Origin of the sequence: Kribbella polygonati (assembly GCF_050320105.1) — a bacterium.
In the GTDB taxonomy this organism is placed as follows: Bacteria; Actinomycetota; Actinomycetes; order Propionibacteriales; family Kribbellaceae; genus Kribbella.
On the sequence record NZ_CP190129.1, the window covers coordinates 79738 to 99081 of the forward strand.

General features: G+C 69.3%; 21 protein-coding genes. 6 read left to right on the forward strand and 15 right to left on the reverse strand.

Going from position 1 to position 19344, the window contains the following annotated elements:
* Window positions 1-16: 16 nt before the first annotated feature.
* The 6 genes from ACQHIV_RS00365 to ACQHIV_RS00390 all read right to left on the reverse strand — a co-directional run bounded on the left by ACQHIV_RS00365 (window position 17) and on the right by ACQHIV_RS00390 (window position 5838).
* Window positions 17-571: a hypothetical protein gene (locus tag ACQHIV_RS00365; RefSeq protein WP_427890483.1), complete on the reverse strand. Its 555-nt coding sequence runs from the start codon at window positions 569-571 to the stop codon at window positions 17-19.
* A 68-nt stretch (window positions 572-639) separates the two neighbouring features.
* On the reverse strand, window positions 640-1335 hold the full coding sequence (locus ACQHIV_RS00370) for a hypothetical protein (protein ID WP_427890485.1): 696 nt from the start codon (window positions 1333-1335) through the stop codon (window positions 640-642).
* A gap of 94 nt (window positions 1336-1429) precedes the next feature.
* Window positions 1430-2965, reverse strand: a complete 1536-nt coding sequence (locus ACQHIV_RS00375; RefSeq protein ID WP_427890487.1) for a precorrin-2 C(20)-methyltransferase — start codon at window positions 2963-2965, stop codon at window positions 1430-1432.
* A complete protein-coding gene (locus ACQHIV_RS00380) occupies window positions 2965-3594 on the reverse strand; it encodes a precorrin-8X methylmutase (protein WP_427890489.1) in 630 nt (209 codons plus the stop codon). Before ACQHIV_RS00380 ends, ACQHIV_RS00375 begins: the two co-directional genes overlap by 1 nt.
* Window positions 3591-4658 carry a precorrin-3B synthase gene (locus tag ACQHIV_RS00385; RefSeq protein WP_427890491.1) on the reverse strand — a complete coding sequence of 356 codons (1068 nt, stop codon included), beginning with the start codon at window positions 4656-4658 and terminating at the stop codon, window positions 3591-3593. The genes ACQHIV_RS00380 and ACQHIV_RS00385 overlap by 4 nt, the downstream gene beginning before the upstream one ends.
* A gap of 10 nt (window positions 4659-4668) precedes the next feature.
* A complete protein-coding gene (locus tag ACQHIV_RS00390; protein ID WP_427890493.1) occupies window positions 4669-5838 on the reverse strand; it encodes an MFS transporter in 1170 nt (389 codons plus the stop codon).
* Between the two features lie 163 nt (window positions 5839-6001).
* Here ACQHIV_RS00390 and ACQHIV_RS00395 point away from each other — a divergent pair, with 163 nt between their 5' ends.
* The 3 genes from ACQHIV_RS00395 (at window position 6002) to ACQHIV_RS00405 (ending at window position 8614) form a co-directional block, all read left to right on the forward strand.
* On the forward strand, window positions 6002-6484 hold the full coding sequence (locus ACQHIV_RS00395) for a MarR family winged helix-turn-helix transcriptional regulator (protein WP_427890495.1): 483 nt from the start codon (window positions 6002-6004) through the stop codon (window positions 6482-6484).
* An 83-nt stretch (window positions 6485-6567) separates the two neighbouring features.
* Complete coding sequence (locus ACQHIV_RS00400) at window positions 6568-7983, forward strand: MFS transporter (protein WP_427890497.1); 1416 nt, start codon at window positions 6568-6570, stop codon at window positions 7981-7983.
* Complete coding sequence (locus ACQHIV_RS00405; RefSeq protein ID WP_427890499.1) at window positions 7976-8614, forward strand: TMEM175 family protein; 639 nt, start codon at window positions 7976-7978, stop codon at window positions 8612-8614. The genes ACQHIV_RS00400 and ACQHIV_RS00405 overlap by 8 nt, the downstream gene beginning before the upstream one ends.
* Here the strand turns inward: ACQHIV_RS00405 and ACQHIV_RS00410 are convergent.
* The 8 genes from ACQHIV_RS00410 to ACQHIV_RS00445 form a co-directional block, all read right to left on the reverse strand.
* Window positions 8568-10106 (reverse strand): carboxylesterase/lipase family protein, encoded by a 1539-nt coding sequence (locus ACQHIV_RS00410; protein ID WP_427890501.1) that lies wholly within the window; start codon window positions 10104-10106, stop codon window positions 8568-8570. The genes ACQHIV_RS00405 and ACQHIV_RS00410 overlap by 47 nt on opposite strands.
* 69 nt (window positions 10107-10175) lie before the next feature.
* Window positions 10176-10574 (reverse strand): hypothetical protein, encoded by a 399-nt coding sequence (locus ACQHIV_RS00415; RefSeq protein ID WP_427890503.1) that lies wholly within the window; start codon window positions 10572-10574, stop codon window positions 10176-10178.
* 20 nt (window positions 10575-10594) lie between these two features.
* A complete protein-coding gene (locus ACQHIV_RS00420) occupies window positions 10595-11275 on the reverse strand; it encodes a DUF433 domain-containing protein (protein WP_427890504.1) in 681 nt (226 codons plus the stop codon).
* A gap of 67 nt (window positions 11276-11342) precedes the next feature.
* On the reverse strand, window positions 11343-12113 hold the full coding sequence (cobF, locus tag ACQHIV_RS00425) for a precorrin-6A synthase (deacetylating) (protein WP_427890506.1): 771 nt from the start codon (window positions 12111-12113) through the stop codon (window positions 11343-11345).
* Between the two features lie 15 nt (window positions 12114-12128).
* Window positions 12129-13001 (reverse strand): hypothetical protein, encoded by an 873-nt coding sequence (locus ACQHIV_RS00430; protein ID WP_427890508.1) that lies wholly within the window; start codon window positions 12999-13001, stop codon window positions 12129-12131.
* Window positions 12998-13657: a hypothetical protein gene (locus ACQHIV_RS00435; protein ID WP_427890509.1), complete on the reverse strand. Its 660-nt coding sequence runs from the start codon at window positions 13655-13657 to the stop codon at window positions 12998-13000. The genes ACQHIV_RS00430 and ACQHIV_RS00435 overlap by 4 nt, the downstream gene beginning before the upstream one ends.
* 78 nt (window positions 13658-13735) lie before the next feature.
* Window positions 13736-15223 (reverse strand): glucose-6-phosphate dehydrogenase, encoded by a 1488-nt coding sequence (zwf, locus tag ACQHIV_RS00440; protein WP_427890511.1) that lies wholly within the window; start codon window positions 15221-15223, stop codon window positions 13736-13738.
* A gap of 71 nt (window positions 15224-15294) precedes the next feature.
* Complete coding sequence (locus ACQHIV_RS00445) at window positions 15295-15681, reverse strand: VOC family protein (protein WP_427890513.1); 387 nt, start codon at window positions 15679-15681, stop codon at window positions 15295-15297.
* 60 nt (window positions 15682-15741) lie between these two features.
* Here ACQHIV_RS00445 and ACQHIV_RS00450 point away from each other — a divergent pair, with 60 nt between their 5' ends.
* From ACQHIV_RS00450 to ACQHIV_RS00460, 3 genes are read left to right on the forward strand one after another with little or no spacing between them, the layout of a single operon-like run.
* Window positions 15742-16071, forward strand: coding sequence for a YciI family protein (locus ACQHIV_RS00450; protein WP_427890515.1), 330 nt, complete (start codon window positions 15742-15744; stop codon window positions 16069-16071).
* Window positions 16068-17258, forward strand: a complete 1191-nt coding sequence (locus ACQHIV_RS00455) for an RNA polymerase sigma factor (RefSeq protein WP_427890517.1) — start codon at window positions 16068-16070, stop codon at window positions 17256-17258. The genes ACQHIV_RS00450 and ACQHIV_RS00455 overlap by 4 nt, the downstream gene beginning before the upstream one ends.
* 18 nt (window positions 17259-17276) lie before the next feature.
* Entirely contained in the window at window positions 17277-17843 is a 567-nt protein-coding gene (locus ACQHIV_RS00460) for a maleylpyruvate isomerase family mycothiol-dependent enzyme (RefSeq protein WP_427890519.1), read from the forward strand.
* Here ACQHIV_RS00460 and ACQHIV_RS00465 read toward each other — a convergent pair.
* Complete coding sequence (locus ACQHIV_RS00465) at window positions 17840-19330, reverse strand: serine hydrolase domain-containing protein (protein WP_427890521.1); 1491 nt, start codon at window positions 19328-19330, stop codon at window positions 17840-17842. The genes ACQHIV_RS00460 and ACQHIV_RS00465 overlap by 4 nt on opposite strands.
* Window positions 19331-19344 lie beyond the last annotated feature (14 nt).

Here is a 19344-nt window from a genome sequence, read left to right on the forward strand (position 1 = left end):
TCAGGTCTTCCCCGAGCTACTCGACCCGTCGCTGCCCTGACCGCCCGCCGGCAACCGCCGCGATCAGTGTCACCAGCACCGCGGCGCCAGCCGCGACCATGCCACCGGTCGTCAGCGTCCGGTCGGCGATGGGCAGCCCCAGCCGGTTCAGGACGTTGTACTCCGACCCGGCGAGCCCCGCGAGTACGGCGACGATCGCGGTGACGACCACACCGAGCAGCCAGACACCGAAGCCGTGCCGGGCACCGTGCGTGCGGGCCAGGCGTCCGGCCACCGATCCACCGCTGTAGTAGGCGATCGCCAGGATCAGCAACAGGACCGCACCGGACGCGATCCCGATGGTGCCGGCGCTGCCCTTGGCGTCGTTCCAGTTGAACGTCACCGCGTAGCCGACGGCCGCCGCGGCCGCACCGACGACCACGGTCAGTAGCCCGACCATCCCCAGCGCGACCAGCCAGCCGTAGAACGTCGCCCCACCGGTGGAGGCCCGGTGTGCGGGTTCAACGCGCTCATCGTCCGCGTAGAGCTCGGACGGCCCGACGCGGGTGTCTTCCTGATACTGCTGCGTCATGTCAGCTTCTCCTTACCGGACAAGCCCCGTGTGACTACCAGGTACCCGGGTGGGAAACCGACGATGACTCAGAGCAGTTCGTCGATGCGGTCGTGGTAGCGGCGGCCGGCTTTGCCGCCGATGATCGCGGCGAGGAGCGTGAGGACCAGCAGGGCGGCGGCTGCGGCGGCGCTGCCGAGCAGGAGGGTGTTGTCGGACAGTGACACGCCGCTCGGGCGGTGGACGTTGCCGAAGAGGTCGTACTGGCCGTCCAGGAACCAGATGAGGCCGCCTGCGACCGCTCCGACGAGTACGGCGATCATCCAGACGCCGAAGCCCTGCCGGCCACCGTCGAAGCGGGCCAGCCGGCCGGCGACGTACCCGCCGGTGTAGAACGCCAGCGCGAGCATGAAGATCGAGACCGCGGCCGCGGTGATCGACGCCGCGCCGGCCTGGGCCTTCGCGTCGCTGGTCGTGTAGTCGAGGACCTGCGCGGTCCCGAACGCTGCGGCGGACGCGGCCGCCATCAGCAGCACGGACATCGAGATGGCGATCAGCCAGCCGAAGAACGCCGCGCCGAACTTGAACCCGCGGTACGACAGCAGGTCCGGATCGACCTCGGACTTCGCTGCGGCCGGCGGCGGCGTGCGCAACGGCTGGTCCGCCGGCACGGTGATCGTGCTGATCGCCCGGCTGGCCGCGGCCCGTGCCTCCTCGTACCGCTGGGTGCTGTCACCGGCGGGCGTGGTGATCGTGGCGGTGTCACCCGGGTACTGCTGACTCATGTCCGCTGGCTCCTCACTGGTCTGCCGAATATCAAGCGCTGTGCGGACGCCCCCTACCCGTCCGAACGCTTCCTGACACAGGCGGAGTGCGGATTTAACCGACTCCTGGTGTGGTTTCACTGACCGTCGCCGGGTATCGGCGCGGAGTGAAGACCAACGGTCCGGCCGGACGGGGCACGGTACGCGTCTGTGACGAGCCGACCAGCAGCAGGCACCGCATGTCAACCGTTTGAGTGTCCAGTTGGCCCAGAGTTGTCACAGTGATCTCCTCCGCGGGGCCGCCGACATCACGCCCGACAACCACCGGTGTGTCCGCGGAACGGTGTTCCAGCAGCAGGTCCCGGGTGGCAGCCACCTGCCAGGTACGGGACCTCGAGGCAGGGTTGTAGATCGCGATGGCCAGGTCTGCCTGGGCCGCCGCGGTCAGCCGCTGCGCGATGACTTCCCACGGCTTCAGCCGATCCGAGAGCGACAGCACACAGTAGTCGTGCCCCAGCGGTGCTCCCACGCGGCTGGCGACCGCTTGTGCCGCGGTCATACCCGGCAGCACGTGTACGGCGATGTCGGCGTACTCCGGCTCCGCTGCCACCTCGGTGACCGCACTGGCCATCGCGAACACGCCAGGGTCGCCGGACGAGACCACGACGACGCGGGAGCCCTTACGTGCCAGGTCCAGCGCGAACGCGGCCCGCTCCGACTCAACCCGGTTGTCGGACCCGTGCTTGCGCTGCCGAGCCCTGTCAGGCAGCCGGTCGACGTACGTCGTGTAGCCGATCACGTCGTCCGCACCGGCGATGGCGGCGCGTACTTCGGGTGTCATCCACTCCGGGCCGGCCGGGCCGAGGCCTACAACGGTGACGGAGCCCTCGGTCGCGGTCTTGGTGGCTGGGGGCGTGAACGTGTTGTTGATGGGACTAGGGAGGAGTGCCAGCGAGAAGTACGGGACCTGGTCCGGGTCGACCTCGTTGAGGGGGGCCGTGCGCTGGGCGTCGGTGGTGGCGCGCTCGACGTACCAGGCCTCGTCGGCGCGGCCGGCCAGCTCGAACGCCTCCCGTACGCTCGCGAACGTACGGCCGAGCTTCATTACCGCGGCCGCGTCCGTCGAGCGGAGCCGGTCGGCGAGGACATCCGGCGGCAGGGTCCCCGGAAGGACCGTGAGGATCTCGTCGCGTTCGCAGAGCGGACGGCCGAGTACGGCGGCGGCCGCGCTCACCGACGTCACGCCGGGCACCACCTCGCACGGATAGCGGTCGGCGAGCCGTTTGTGCATGTGCATGTACGAGCCGTAGAAGAGCGGGTCGCCCTCCGCCAGCACGACGACGTCCCGGCCCGCGTCGAGATGGGCCGCCAGCCGGGCGGCGCAGTCGGCGTAGAAATCGTCCATCGCGCCCTGGTAGCCGCCCGGGTGGTCCGTGGTCTCGGTGGTGAGCGGATAGACGAGGTGCTCCTCGAGCTGCCCTTCGGTCAGGTACGGCGCGGCGACCGACCGCGCGATGCTGCGCCCGTGCCGCGCGCTGTGGAACGCGATCACGTCCGCGGCCCCGATCAGCCGCGCCGCCTTCACCGTGACGAGCTCGGGGTCCCCGGGACCCAGGCCGACACCCCACAACCGCCCAGTCGTCACCGTCATCACTCCGCCTCGCTTGCGATCGCGTTGACGGCGGCCGCGGTGATCGCGCTGCCGCCCCTGCGCCCTCGGACCACCAGGTACTCGAGGCCGAGCTCGTTCCCGGCCAGCGCCTCCTTGGACTCGGCCGCGCCGATGAACCCGACCGGGATCCCGAGCACCGCGGCCGGCCGCGGACCGCCCGCCGCGAGCACCTCCAGCAACCGGAACAACGTCGTCGGAGCGTTGCCGATAGCAACAACCGCGCCGTCGAGGCGGTCCGCCCACAGCTCCACGGCCGCCGCGCTCCGGGTGGTCCGCAGCTGCTGCGCCAGCTCGACGGTGCGCGGGTCCCGCAGCGTGCAGATCACCTCGTTGTCCGCGGGCAGCCGGCGCCGGGTGATGCCGGCCGCGACCATCTGCGCGTCACACAGCACCGGGGCACCGCCCTGCAGCGCGGCGCGGGCGTTCTGCACCACGTCCGGCGACCAGGCCAGGTCCGCGACCAAGTCGGTCATCCCGCACGCGTGGATCATCCGTACGGCGACCTGCAACACGTCGGCGGGCAACCCGTCGAGCGCCGCCTCGGCCCGGATCGTCGCGAACGACCGCCGGTAGATCTCCGCGCCGTCCCGCTCGTACTCGTCACTCACAGCCGTTCCCCGTCCACCAGATATCCGTCACCGACAGCAACCACGTCCACGAACTCGCCGGCCGGTTTCCCGCACCGCCGTTCACACCCCGACCAGTGCACCCGACCACCACGGGGGATGAGGTGCTTGGCCGCGTCCGTTCGTACGTCGGCCAACGCCTTCGCGCACCCCGGGCGGCCGGCACACGCCGTGACGCCCTCCCACGGGGAGTCCGGCGTGGTGACCAGCCCGACCTCCTCCAGCCCGCGCGTACCGGCCGGCACCACAACGGACCGCCAAGGCGTGACCCGTACCTCTCCAAGCGCGGCGGCCTGTTCCTGCGTGAGACTCCCGAGCGGCACCGTGACAACCAGAGCGGTCCCGTGCACACCAGCAACGACCCGTGTGCTCTCAACAGGTGCGACGTCAACCGACCGCAACCCAAGGCTTTCAAGAATCCGCCCGGCACCACCAGCAACCTCAGCGACCCGCCATTCCTGCTCACGCACCCGCAGGAACGCCTCAGCCGCAGCAAGCATCAGCTCAGGCACCGTGCTCCAGCCGACCCGGACACCCAGGTCGCCAACGCTCAGCAGTGCAGTCCGTTCGTCCAACGCCCGCACAGCCACATCCGCCTGCAGCTCAGCCAGGTCCCCGCGCCCGTCGTCCAGTGCGAACAAGAATCGTCCCGGCAGCTCAGCCAGCACAGGGCGGTCGCACAGCGCCTCGTCAAGCGCAGCCACCACCGGCATCACGTCGTACCGCGTCTCTCCGTCCAGACCGGACAGCGGGGACGCCATGATGTTGCGGACGCGCTCGTGGGCGATCGACGGCAGCAGATCGGCGGCGTACAGCCGGTCGGACAGCTCCCGCGGTCCATCGGCGGCCAGCCCGCGCAGTTGGATGTTGGCGCGCGACGTGAGCTCCAGCCGCCCGTCACCCAGCTCAGCGGCAGCAACACGCAGTACGTCGAGCTGTGCGGCGGTCAGGCGTCCACCAGGCAGCCGTACGCGGGCGAGACCGCCGTCAGCGGCCTGGTGCACCGCCAGCACGCCAGGGCACCGATCGCCTTCAGTCCTCGCCACAGGCGTGATGCTACGTGCCCGAAACCCGCTGTGTTCTGGACCACAGCAGCACCGCGACGGTCAGCACCGCGCAGCAACCGCCGGCCACCATCACCACCGACACCGACGACGCGTCCACCACCAGACCGCCCAGCAGCGCGCCCGTCGACAGCACGGCCTGGAACGACGACGTGAACCACACCGTCGCCGCCTCCCGCGACTCCGGCGCGGCCTGGGCGAACATCGTCATCGAGCACACCGGTACGCCGCCGTACCCGAGGCCCCACACCACGAGCAGCAGCAAGGCTCCCGCCGTACTGCGACCGAGGACTGGCATCAGCAACGTCGACACCGCGATCAGCCCGGCGCAGGTAATGAACGTGGCCGTGAGGTTGCGCGCGGCGTACGTCCCAGCGACAGCGTTGCCGACCAGACCCGCGGCGCCATACACGAGCAGGAACAGGCCGATGAGCTCCGGGCGGATCACCTCCCGTAGGAACGGCGTGATGTACGTGTAGGTCGCGAAGTGCGCCGTGACGATCAGACAGGTGACAAGCAAGGCCTTGGGACTGCTACGAAGAGCCCTTGCGAGTACGGCGGCCCGGGTGACCTGCAACGGCGGCAGGGGAGGGACCGTGGTCCGAAGCGCGACCAGGGCCAGTAGTGCGAGTACGCCGAGCGCGGCGAACGACGTACGCCAGCCGGCCAGCTGGCCGAGGAACGTGCCCGCCGGTACGCCGAGCACCGACCCGAGAGGTACCGCCGAGAAGATGACCGCGGTGGCTCTTGTCGACTGTGGTCCGGGTACCAGTCGGCCGGCGAGGCTGGCGCCGATCGACCAGAAGGCGCCGAGCGTGAGGCCGACGAAGAACCTGGCGACCAGCTCCAGCCAGAACGCGGGCGCCGCGGCCGCGAGGAAGCCCGCGGTGGCCAGCAGGACCATGAGCGCGCACAGCATCAGCCGCCGGTCCAGCCGGGCGGTGACGAGTGTGACGACCGGAGCGGAGACGGCCGCGACCAGCCCGGGCATCGTCATCAGTAGTCCGGTACGGCCCGGGGTGAGTGCGAACGACGTGCCGATCGGAGTCAGCAGGCCGATCGGGAGGATCTCGGTGGTGGCGATCGCGAAGATCCCGAGCGTCACCGCGCCGACGCCGTACCAGCGCACCGCCGGCGACCTGGTTGCCGTCTGGAGTGTCATGTCCTCCAGGCAACCGGCACCACCCGCCGCAGGCTCGCGGTTTCGCGACAGCTCGGTCCGGCCCGAGCAAGCCGTCGCATTCCCGCGATTGACCGACGGTGCGACGGGAATGATCCGGATCGAGATCATCTGTGGGTAGACGGTTCCGCGTTACTCTCGGAGTATGGCGGAACTCCCGGAACGCACCGTGCCCGACCTCACCGGCTACCTGACCCACGCCGGCCACGTCCTGGAGACCCAGTTGTCCGCGGCGCTGGCCGAGATCGGGCTGACGCTGCGGATGCAGTGCGTCCTGCGGCACGCCCTGGAGGCGGAGCGGACGCAGATCCAGATCGCCGAGCTGTCGTACATGGACAAGACCACGATGGTGGTCACGGTCGACGCGCTCGAACAGGCCGGGTACGCCGAGCGCAAGCCGTCGGCCACCGACCGGCGCGCGCGGATCATCGCGGTCACCGACGCCGGCGCCCGGATCGCCGCCGAGGGTCAGCGGATCGTCGACCGTGTCCACGCCGACGCCCTGGCCGCCCTCGCCGCGCCGCAGCGGCAGCCGTTCGTCGAGGCGATGACGACGCTCGTCGACGGCCCGCTGGCGAACCCGGTCACCGCGCAGCCCGTCCGCCGCTCACGGCAGCGGGCAGGGTAAGAGGTAGTTCGCTAAAAGATCGTCCGCTACAGAACTATCTGTTATGGTCTCTCCTGTCGGTACAAGGACAGGAGAGGGCTGTGGTGACGGACGTTGCGGTACGGGGCCGGGCGAAGGCGCTCGTGGTGCTCTGCGTGATGCAGTTGATGATCATCCTCGACGGGACCGTGGTGACGGTCGCGTTGCCCACGATCCAAGGGGATCTGGGCTTCTCGCAGGCCGGGCTGGCCTGGGTGATGAACTCGTACCTGATCGCGTTCGCGGGCCTGCTGCTGCTCGCCGGGCGGATCGGCGACCTGATCGGCAGCAAGCGGGTGTTCCTCGCCGGGCTCGGGCTGTTCACCGCGGCCTCGCTGCTGTGCGGTCTGGCGACCAGCGCGGGGACCCTGATCGCCGGGCGCTTCCTGCAAGGCGTTGGTGGAGCCCTGGCATCGGCGGTGATTCTCGGGATGATCGTGAGCCTCTTCCCGGCTCCTGCCGAACAAGCGCGTGCCATGGGCGTCTACAGCTTCACGGCCGCCAGCGGGGCGTCGATCGGGCTCATCTTCGGTGGCGTGATCACCCAGACCGTCGGCTGGCACTGGGCGTTCCTCATCAACGTGCCGATCGGCCTTGGTGCGCTGGTGTTCGCCGTGCGGCTCCTGCAGCGGCAGCCTGGGCTCGGTTTGGCCAACGGGGCCGACGTATTAGGGGCCGTGCTGGTCACGGCTGGGCTCTCGTTGGGCGTCTACACGATCGTCCAGACAGCAGAGCCCCACGCGACGCTCACGCGCACCCTGGTGCAAGCAGGCGCGGCAGTCGTGCTGCTGGCGGCGTTCGTCGTACGGCAGGCGCGGATCAAGCACCCACTGCTTGCCCTGCGCATCTTCCGGCGCCGTCAGCTCAGCGTCGCGAACGGTATCGTCGTACTGCTGTTCGCTGCCGGCTTCGGGTTCCAGTTCACGACCGCTCTCTACGTGCAGCGTGTGCTCGGCTACGACTCCCTGACGACCGGCCTGGCCTTCCTGCCGTCGCCCCTGATGAACGCGCTCATGTCCCTGTCCCTGGCGCCGCGTCTGACGGTCCGCTTCGGCCCTCGCAAGATGCTGATCGCCGGGCTGGTCGTCTTCATGCTCTCCCTGCTCTGGATCAGCAGGGCGCCGGTCGACGGCACATACCTCGTCAACGTCGGGCCCGTGCTCGCCGTGATGGGTGCCGGGATCGGTGTGGCCATTCCTGCCTCGATCATGCTGGCCATGTCCGCCGCAGACCCGGCCGACGCCGGACTGGCCTCAGGACTCAACAACACCGCCCAACAAACCGGAGCAGCCATCGGTACGGCGGTACTCGCCACCCTGGCTGCCTCGACGACGGCGCACCGTGCCGCAGAAGGCGAGCTGCTCGCTCTGCGGGACGGCTACGGCGCCGCCTGGCTCGCTGCGGCCGGGTTCGTGCTCGCCGCGGTAGTGTTGTCGATCACCCTGCTCCGAAGTACGGCTACTGTTGTCGGCCGTGAGTAGGACGAGAGATCCCGACCGCTTGGTGCTGTTCACGGACGCGGTCGTGGCGATCGCGATCACGCTGCTCGTCCTGCCCTTGGTCGACCTGGTCCCGGAGGTCAAGAGCCACGGCGGCGACGCGGTCAGCGTGATCACCGAGCACCGGCAGGAGATCTTCACGTTCCTGCTGAGCTTCGTGGTGATCGCCAACTTCTGGCTCGGACACCACCGGGTCTTCGAGCACGTCCGCGCGTACACCCCGGCCATCATGCGGCTGAACCTGCTCTGGCTGCTGACGATCGTCGTCCTGCCGTTCCCGACGGAGATCGTGGGGGCGTTCCACAGCGACCGGTTCACCGCCGGGGTGTACACCGGCACGATCCTTGCCCTCAGCATCACCCAGACCGCCATCACCTGGCTGGTGAGTGGTCACAAGGAGCTCGAGAACCCGGCCGACCCGGTCGGCAGGCGGGAGCTCATCGGCTCCTTGCTGCTGACCGGGCTGACCGCTGTCGCCTTTCTGCTGGCGTCTCTGGTGCCAGGGGTGGCTTTCTACGCGTTGTTGCTGCTACTCCTGTCGCCGATCACCATGCGGGTGTGGCGCGTTACGCACCCAGAGCAGCCCAGAACCGACACTGGTGTTCAGAGCTGAGACTGACCTGCTGGATGCCGGTCTGGTCGGTCGGCGCGAGTGAAAGACCCTTGACGTTGCTGCTGCCGGTCGGGGACCAAACCGGGCGGCCAGGGCCGTTCGGGTCGCCGGTTCGGGCGAACGCGGTCCAGTAGTCGATCATCTGGTTCGACAGTTGCTGCTGTGGCTCCGACATCGGGAAGTCGTAGCCGCCCAGCCGGAACAGGTAGGGCAACTCCATGGCGTGTGCAGCCCCCAGGCCGGGTGTTGCGATCGGTGAGTGCTTGTCGGCGAACTCGTACGCGTATACCGGCACCTTGCGCGCTGCTTGCTGGTCTGACGCGACCTGGGTGCAAGACCAGATCCTGTCCGTCGTCACCGCACCCCAGGCCGCCGCGGGCGACCCGTAACGGGACTGCCGGTAGTGCTGCAGTACCTGTGCCGCCTTGGACTCGCCGACCATGTTCTTCACCAGCGCCGGGTAGTCCTTGATGTCACCGAACGCGGCAAGCCACCCGTTGGCCTCGTCGTGGTTGTTGCCCGAGATGATCGGCACCCGGTGGAACAGCCCTGCCTGCAGGGCCTTCGCGGGGGAGTACGGCATGACCGCGGTCCCGCCGTACCCGATCTGGGTGAAGGCGAGCGTGTCGTCGACGAGTGCATCGGCCTTGAGCGCGCGGAGGCAGTCGATCGTCGTACAGGCCAGCTTCTTGCCGGCGGCCCATTCCTTGCCGTTCGCCTCGACCTGGCGGACCGGGATCCACGGGGAGTCCGCGGTCTGGCCCGGGTACTGGCTGCTCGCGGCCCAGTTGAACGCGCACGAGCCGCTCTGCATGACCGCCTTCGCGAACAGGCCCGTCGACGTCGGCGAGGTCAGCTGCGCGCAGACGCTCATCCCGCCGGCCGACTCGCCCGCGACCGTCACGTTGCGGGCGTCGCCGCCGAACGCGGCGGCGTTCCGCTGCACCCACCGCAGCGCCGCCTGCTGGTCCTGCAGGCCGAACGTGCCGGAGCCGGGCAGACCCGGGTACCCGAAGAAGCCGAAGATGCCGAGCCGGTAGTTGACCGTGACAACGACCACGTCGCCGCGGGCCGCGAACTTCGACGCCTCGTAGCTGCTGCCGGCCCCTGAGAAGAACCCGCCGCCGGGCAGCCACACGACCACCGCGCGCGGCTTGGCGGACGGTCTCGCGGGCGTGGTGACGTTCAGGTAGAGGCAGTCCTCGGCCGTCGAGCCCTTCGGCGCCTCGGAGTTCGCCTGCTGCGGGCACACGTCCCGGATCTCCGACTGCCGTACGCCGTGCCACGCCGCCGCCGGCTGCGGCGCCTTCCACCGGAGCCCGCCGACCGGGGGAGCGGCGTACGGAATCCCGTCGTACACCATGGAATCGCCGACGGCCTTGCCGGCGATCAAACCCTTGTCTGTTCGTATGGATTGCGCAGCCTCACCGGGGCCCGCGAAGGCCACCAGCAAGCTGCCTGCTGCTGCCGTTATCGCCAAGATTCGCTTCATGCCGACAGCCTCGGCCGGGAAGCACCTGGCCGACTTCGGTCGGGCGGCCAGACCCACTAAGACTTTGGTCTACGGCTCGCGCAACTGCAGGGGTCTGACGCCTGACGCACTCATTGCCAAGGCCCACGGACCGCGTCCACGCTTGATGATCTCGCGTTGGAGCCGAGCCTCGTGCTGCAGAAACAGCTCGAACTGGTCGCGTGGCCCGAGGTCCTGCTTGGCGCCGATCCAGACAGAGCGGATACCGAACTCCGTGTACGCCCGCAGCTCGGCCGGTCTGGTGCGGATGCGACGGTCTCTGGTCACGACAACGAATCCGCGTCGTGCCACCACAGGCATCCAGTCAAGATCCGGCATTCCGAGTGGCACCTCGTCCAGGTCCTCGTGGCCCGGATAGACGATGTCATCGCGCCCGGTGCGGCGGAGCAGCTTACCGAGGCCCAGGGTGTTCTCGTCGGTGAAGTACACCGGTCCGAGAGCCCCAGGCATCAGGAGGCGCGCTCGCTGCCGGCGATCAGTTCGAAGCGGATGGCCTCGTCAACCTGGCCCGCGCTCAGATCGTACAAGTCGGCCAATTCCTCCCGAGTCGTGCCGGCGCGGAAGTCCTCAGCAAGAGCGTCGGTGCGCACATTGCGGACAGCAGGCTGTCCGAAGGATCGACTCGGGTCCATCAGGACATCCGGCGTACGGGCGTCCGGCTTCAGCCGACCGACTACGTCGCCGACGTATTCGACGGCTGTTCTGAACCGCGCCGCGGACTCGGCGAGCACAAGTTGTCCGTTGCGGATCACTACCAGTTGCAGGGACCGCTCCAGCCCAACCTGCTCCTGGACGATCCTCACCAGCTCGCGGCCATCGACGTCGAGGAACGGACGGGCGTGTGCGAGCGGGTATCGACCGAATTCCTTGCGGAGCCTGATGATGGCGGGGCGTAGCCGCTGCACCGGTACGTCGCGGCTACGGAACTCCGCCAGCAGCCTGGCCTCGACCATCTCACCCCAGGTGACCACGTCCCCACCCGTCGGCTCCACACGCAGCACGGGGTCGTAGAACCGGCCGGACCGTTGATACCCCTCAAGCCAGCGCCGCGCGGTCCCGGACCGCAAGCCGACGAGACGGTCCACATCCGGGTACGAGTAGATCGCTCGATCGAGCAGTGAGTCGGCCATGAAGACAATCCTGTCACCGACCTGGGACAAAGTACGAAACGTACCGCTCGTGTCGACGTGTCCGCTCTCAGGAAGCACCCGCGCTGTGTCTGCGCAGCAGGTAGGTATCCATGATCCACCCCTTGCGCTCACGAGCCTCCGCGCGGACCTTCTCGATCTCCGCCGCCACCTCGCGCACCGGCCCCGAGATCAGCAGCTCGTCCGGTGTCCCCAGATACGCACCCCAGTAGATCACCGCATCCTGCTCCAGATGCTCCGTGAACGCCGTCTGCGCGTCCAGCATCACCACGACGTCGTCGACCCCGTCCGGCCACCCGGCCGCCAGCCGCCGTCCGGTGGTGATCTGGATCGGCCGCCCCACCTGGTTCAGCCCGACCCGGTGCCGGGCCGCCAGTGTCGACACGCTGCTGATCCCCGGAATCACCTCGACCTCGAACGCCAGCTCGCCCCGCGCCGCGATGTCGTCCAGAATCGCCAGCGTGCTGTCGTACAGCGCCGGATCGCCCCACACCAGGAACGCCCCGACCTGGTCCTCGCCGAGCTCGGCCGCGATCATCCCCGCGATCACGTCGGCCCGGCGCCGCCGCCAGTCGTCCACGGCCTCGACGTACGCCGGCGTCGTCCGGTCCCGCTCCGGGTCCTGCCCGACGACGACGCGGTACTCCTTCGACGTCGCGTACCGCCGCAGGATCTCGGCGCGCAGGTCGACCAGCTCCTGCTTGACCTCGCCCTTGTCGAGCACGAAGAACACGTCGGCCCGGTTCAGCGCCGACACGCCCTGCATCGTCACCTGTGCCGGATCGCCCGCACCGACGCCGATGACCAGAATCTCCCGCATGACCGGGAGCCTATGTCAGCGAGAGAACTGCCAGCGGATCTGGTCGCTGTCCGGCAGCACGATCACCGTCCCGTGCCGCGGCGTCCAGCCGTCGTGCAGGAGGAACATCCGGCCGCCCGACCCGGCGAGCAGCCGCAGGCCAGTGGTGCGGTAGTACAGCACCTTCCCGCCTTGGACGACCGGGGTCTCGGTCACACCGGGGCCCTGGACGCCGAGCGAGGTCGTGCTGATCGCGGTCACCCGGGGCAGCTGGGAGACGCCGGCCTGGATCTGCAGCGCGTACCCTCGTCCGACGATCGTCGCGTAGTCGGAGACCGCCCAGAACAACGCGGCCGTGACGACGGCGCCGATCAGCAGCATCCGCAGCGCCCGGTGCCAGACCGGCAGGACCTCCGGTGCGGCCGCGGCCGCCGCGTTCCGGAGCCAGCCGCCGTACGCCGCGACAACGGTGCCGATGGCAACTACCAGCGGGGCGAACAGCTGGACGCCGCTGCGCAGTACCGCGGCGAGGACGACGGCGGCGGCGATCGCCACGAGTCCGCCGATCAGCGCGACCAGCGCCGACGTCCGCAGGACCGGTCGGGCTTCCGGACGCCGGAGGGCGGCGTCGACCCGGCGATGGACGGCCAGGCCGCCGAGGGTGAGGCCGGCGATCACGAGCAGCGGCAGGTACAGCGAGCTGATGCTGTTCATGATGTAGTCCTGCGCGGAGAACCCGAACAGGCTGACGTCCAGCCCCATCTCCCGCGCCTGCGTGTCGCTCCGCGCCCAGCCGAAGTAGATCATCAGGGCGGTCGCGATCGTCAGCGGCGGGCCGAGCGTGGTGAGTACCGACAGCACCGCCTGGAGCGGCGACTCCCGCGACGGGCCGCCGGCCGCCTCGGTCATCCCGGTGACTCGCTCGGGCCCGGCACGGACTCAGGACTCGACGACGAACCCGGCGACCCTTCGTCGGTCGGCTCGGTGCTCGGGGCCTCGGCCTGCCCGCACTGCGTCTGACCCGTCGTCCGTCGGTACTGCACGGTGACCTTCCCGGCCGGATGCGCCTGATGCCAGGCGACGGCGCGGGCCAGCAGGTCGGTCACCAACGCGGCGAGACAGTCGTTGCCCAGCGGCGCCGGATCAGCGCCCACGTTCTGCTCGACGGCCGGCCACTGGGCGGTGTCGCCGTCCACGGCCGCCCGGCAGACCGCCAGCATCGCCGTCGCGATCCCGGTGCCCTGGAGCCCGCCGGTGTCGTGGCTCAGGTAGTCCTGCAGCTCCGGACACTTCCCGGCCGCCAGCGCGTTGTACGCCGGCCAGGACGGCGTCGGGAACTGCGGATCCTTCGGCCCGAACGGTACCCAGGCCAACGATCCACCGCCTTGGCCGCCACCGCCTCCAGTGTTGCCGCCAGTGTTGCCGCTGCCTGGCCCGCTGCCCTGTCCGCCGGGCGTCGACGTGCCGATCTCCGGCGTACCGGAGCCGGACGAGTCGTTGGTCGCGCCACAGCCGGCGAGTACGCCGGCCAGGACCAGCAGCGCGACGGGACGGCCCCATGCCATCGCCCCACCCCCAAAGGAACTCCACCCCTCTGGAATCTCAGGGTGCCCGGGCCACGGCGCAGCGTCAACGACGAACGGCTACTCGCGCCACTCGCGTTCGAAGGGGAGCCGCCAGGCGCGCGGGGCGATCAACTGGTGGATCGCGTTCGGGCCCCAGGTGCCCGGCTGGTACGGCTTCGCGGGCGGCGGGTCCTCCAGCAGCGGCGCCGAGCGGTCCCACAGGGACTCGATGCCTTCGGCCGTGGTGAACAGCGTGTGGTCGCCGCGCATCGCGTCCAGGATCAGGCGCTCGTACGCCTCCAGTACGTCGGCCGCGCCCGCGGTCTCCTGCGTCGAGAACTGCATCGACAGCTTCTCCAGCCGCATCCCGGGCCCGGGGCGCTTGCCGTAGAACGACAGCGAGACCCGCGACGAGTCGGCGAGGTCGAAGGTCAGGTGGTCCGGCCCCTCGGAGCCGACACCGGAGCCGGCCGGGAACATCGTCTTCGGCGCCTCCTTGAACGCGATCGAGATGATCCGCTGGCCCTCGGCCATCTTCTTGCCGGTGCGCAGGAAGAACGGCACGCCGGCCCAGCGCCAGTTGTCGATCTCGACCTTCAGTGCGATGAACGTCTCGGTGTCGGAGTCCGGCGCGACGCCCTCCTCGTGGCGGTACCCGGTGTACTGCCCGCGGACCACGTCGCCGGGGTTGATCGGCAGCATCGACCGGAAGACCTTGTTCTTCTCCTCCGAGATCGCCCGCGGCTCCAGGGCGGTCGGCGGCTCCATCGCGACGAACGACATCACCTGCATCAGGTGCGTGACGACCATGTCCTTGAACGCGCCGGTCGGCTCGTAGAACGTCGCCCGCTGGTCCAGGCCGAGCGACTCCGGGATGTCGATCTGCACGTGGTCGATGAAGTTCCGGTTCCAGATCGGCTCGAACAGGCCGTTCGCGAACCGGAACGCGAGGATGTTCAGCGCCGCTTCCTTGCCGAGGAAGTGGTCGATCCGGAAGATCTGCGACTCGTCGAAGGTCTCGTGGACGAAGTCGTTCAGCTCGATCGCGCTGGCCAGGTCGTCGCCGAACGGCTTCTCCATCACCACCCGGGCGCGCTCCACCAGGCCGGCGTCGCGGAGCATCGCGATCACCGACTGGGCCGCCTTCGGGGGCACCGACAGGTAGTGCAGCCGCCGGGTGTCCGGGCCGAGCAGCTCCTCGGCCTTCTGTACCGCGGCCGCGAGCGCCTCCGGACCCGCCGTCACCGGCACGTACTCCAGCCGGTCGGCGAACTGTGCCCACTGCTCGTCGGTCATCTTGTGGGTGCCGAACTTCTCCACCGCCTGCCGGGCCCGGTCCCGGAACTCGTCGCAGGTCAGGTCCTCGGTCGCGGTCCCGATGATCCGCACGTCCGGCGCGAACTTGGACTGCTGCAGGTAGGCCAGCCCGGGCAGCAGCTTGCGCTTGGCCAGGTCGCCGGTCGCGCCGAACAGCACGATCACGTGCGGCGCCAGCGGCTCGGGATCCCGCCGCGACGGACGCGACCCGGGGGCCGGGTACGCGATGGTCTGGGTACGGTCTGGCATTTTGCGGTCCTCCCGAGGACGTCACCGGAGCCAACTGTCGCAGTCTAGGTGGCTCCGGTGACGCTCAGGCGTCAGGCTGATTGCCAGAGGCCGAGGATGTTGCCCTCCGGGTCCTTGAAGTAGGCGGCGAAGCCCATGTCGCCGACCGGGAGTTTCTCGCCGACGCGCTCGCCGCCGAGACTCTCGATGGTCTTCCAGGCGGCGTCGATGTCCGGTACGTCGACGGTCAGCACCGGCCGGGTCAGGTCGGTGTTCTCGGCGCTGCGCTGGAACATCCCGCCGTTGATGAAGCCCGGTTCGGCCGGCATCTGCTGCTCGTCCACCGGCCCGGTGGACACCATCGTGTAGTTCATCTCGGGCATCTCCATCAGGCTCCACCCGAACGCCTCGCGGTAGAACGCCCGCGCTCGCTCACCGTCGTCGTACGGCACCTCGAAGTGCACGATCCGACCAGTCATCGCCCGTACCTCCCCCAAAGAGTTCCTTGCTGCCGACGCTAGACCTGCGAGGATGAGGGCGTGAAGTACCTGCTGATGATTGCCGGCGACGAGTCCGCGGCCGCGCACGCGAACGACGGGTGTGGTGGCTGGACCGAGGAGATGGAAGCGCGCGGCGTGGTCGCCGGCGGGGCCGGGCTGCGGCCGCCGGACGAGGCGACCACGGTCCGGGTGCGGGACGGCGACGTACTGCTGACGGACGGGCCGTTCGCGGAGACCAAGGAGCAGATCGGCGGCTTCGTGCTGATCGACTGCGCCGACCTGGACGAGGCGATCGAGATCGCGGCGAAGCACCCGGCGGCGGGCTACGGCACGATCGAGATCCGCCCGGTGCTCGAGCCGCCGGTGTGACGTTCGAGGAGATCTACCGGCAGGAGTGGGGCCAGGTGGTCGCCACCCTGATCCGCGTGACCGGTGACTGGGAGCTGGCCGAGGAGTGCGCGCAGGAAGCGTTCGCGGCGGCGCTGCAGCGGTGGCCTTCCGATGGTGTGCCGGATCGCCCTGGCGCGTGGCTGACGACGACCGCGCGCAACCGTGCGATCGACTGGTTGCGGCGGGAGGCTGTGGGCGCTGCCAAGCTGCAGCAGGTGGCCGCGCTGGGCGTTGAGCCGTCAGAGCCGGCGTACGACGTACCTGACGACCGGCTGCGGCTCATGTACACCTGTTGTCATCCCGCGCTGGCGATGGAGGCCAGGGTGGCGTTGACGCTGCGGACACTGGCTGGTCTGAGTACGGCGGAGATCGCACGCGCGTTCTTGGTCCCGGAAACGACCATGTCCAAGCGGTTGACCCGGGCGAAGCAGAAGATCCAGCACGCCGGCATCCCGTACCGCGTACCGCCCGCACACCTGCTGCCCGAGCGCACACCCGCCGTACTGGCCGTTCTGTACCTGCTGTTCAACGAGGGGTACTCCGACGTCGTCCGGAGCCAGCTGAGCAGTGAAGCGATCAGGCTGGCGCGGCTGCTCGTCCAGCTGATGCCCTCCGAGCCGGAGGCCGGTGGACTGCTCGCGCTAATGCTGCTGCATGACTCCCGCCGGAACACCCGGCTGGCGCCCGACGGCGCACTGGTCACGCTTGAGGAGCAGGACCGCACCCAATGGGACCACGGCCAGATCGCTGAGGGCACCCAGGTCCTGGACACCGCGCTAGGTCTCGGTGCGCCCGGTCCGTACCAGATCCAGGCGGCGGTTGCGGCCTGCCACGCGACCGCGCGTACTGCGGACGACACCGACTGGCCCCAGATCGCCGGGCTCTACGCCCAGCTCCCACAGACGCCTGTGGTCGCATTGAACCGGGCCGTGGCGATCGGTATGGCGGACGGTCCCGCTGTAGGTCTACGCCTGGTCGAGGAGCTCGCGGCCGGCCCACTGACCGGCTACCACCTGCTCCCGGCGACCCGTGCGGACTTCCTCCGCCGGATGAACCGTCCGACCGAGGCGGCCACCGCCTACCGCGAGGCCTTCGATCTCGCGGCCACCGAAGCCGAACGCCTGTACCTGCAGAAAAGGCTCAAAGAGGTGTCTGTCCCGCGCTGACCCGTTCGTCGGTGGGGTATGACGGACATCAGAAGTGCTGTGGCGGGTGAACGGACCGACCTGGCGAACATCCTGGCCGGGCTGACCGAGAAGGACTGGGACAAGCCGTCCCTGTGCGCCGGCTGGCGGATCCGTGAGGTGGCCGCGCACATCACCATGGCGTACCGGATCCCGATGCCGCGGTTCCTGGCCGGGATGGTGCGGGCCGGCGGCAACTTCAACCGGTACGCCGACCGGCAGGCGCGGCAGGACGCGGCGACGCTGACGTCGGCCGAGCTGGTCGACTGTCTGCGGCAGAACGTCGACAGCCCGTGGAAGCCGCCGGGCGGTGGCTACGAGGGCGCCCTGTCACACGACGTGATCCACGGGCTCGACATGACCGTTGCACTGGGCATCGACCGCCAGGTACCGCTGGATCGGCTCCGGCTCATCTTCGACGCGATGAAGCCACGGCAAATCAAGTACTTCGGCGTGGACCTCACCGGCGTACAGCTGCAGGCTACGGACCTCGACTGGGCCCACGGTGCCGGTGAGCCACGCACCGGCACCGCCCAGGACCTCCTGCTGCTGCTGAGTGGCCGCTAAAGAACGCGGCGGCTGTAGGCCGATGCCTTGCGTGTGCCTGCGGCGTGGAAGCGGAACAGCCGACCGCCGTCGCGCAGCCACGCCACCTTGCCGTCGGCGCCGCGGACGAAGTTGGCGCGGGTGTGCGAGGGTCTACCGTCCGGGTTGAGCGCCAGGACGTAATCCTTGCGGTAAAAGACGAAGCGGAGCATCGTCTGACCGCCGACACTCGCCACCAGCTCGCCGTTGTCGGCTGTGACGTCCAGCCCGATCTCCTCGGGCTTACCGTCGAAGCCGATCTGTTGGGCGACGTACGTACCGACGTACTCCTCCACCCGGCGTGGACGCGGTACGGCAGGCAGGTTGTTGACCCCTGCGAACTCCTGCAGCGCCCAGTCGTCCGCGAACAGCTCGGCCACCAAGAACGGCCCGCTCTCCGAGTTGGTGAGCAAGGTGATCGCGAAGTCCCGCTGCGGTACGAACAGGAACCCGGAGTGCTGGCCCGACCAGTCACCACCGTGCTGCACCACCGTGGGGCCCTGTGCGGTCGGCCGCAGCATCCAGCTGACACCAACGCCGTTCAGCTCGACGAAGAGCGTGCCGCCGGGACCAGGGTGCGACTGCATGGACAGCCTGGTGCGGTCGCTGATCACCTGGGGGAGACCGCGGTGGCCCAGGTGGAACCGTGCGTACCGCAGCTGGTCCCGCGGGCTCGAGATCAGCCCACCGGCCGCATGCAGCCCGCGCGGCACGCGGTCGAACGACGGCTCCACCACGGGCTTGCCGTCCACGATGTTGTGCGACGCGGCGACGCTGAACCCGGTCAGCTCGCTACGGAAGTACCTGCTGTGGTCCAGCCCGAGCGGATCGATGACCAGCTCGCGTACGGCGGTCTCGTACGTCTTCCCGTACACGGTCTCGAGGATCAGCCCGGCGACGCCGATCGCCGCGTTGTTGTACGAGAACACCTTCCCGAGTGGTGTCAGCTGCGGGACCTTCGTCATGTCCGCGACGTACTTCCGCAGCGCGTCGTCGCCGTCGCCGGTGTCCTCGAAGTAGTCGCCCTGCCAGCCGGCCGAGTGGTTCAGCAGCTGCCGCACCGTGACCCGGGCGGAGACGGCCGGGTCCGCGGTCGCGAAATCCGGCAGGTACGCGCGGACCGGCCGGTCCAGGCTGATCCGGCCGCGCTCGGCGAGCCGCATGATCGCGGTCGCGGTGAACGTCTTGGTGGTCGAGCCGATCCGGAACACGGTGTCCGCGGTCACCGGCTCGTTCGTGTCCACGCTGGTCACGCCGAAGCCGCGGAGGTACTCGCGGCCGCGGTACCAGACGCCGAGCCCGGCGCCGGGGATCGCGTACTTGGCCATCCCGGCCTGGATCTTCTCCGCCAGCCGCCCGATCGCGGCGGGTTCGGTGACAGTGGTTGCGGAGGAGGGCAGAGTTCTGGCCGCGGCGACCGGAACGGCAGCGGCGGCGGACTTGAGCACGGTACGACGAGTGAGCGACACGTCAACGTCTCCTT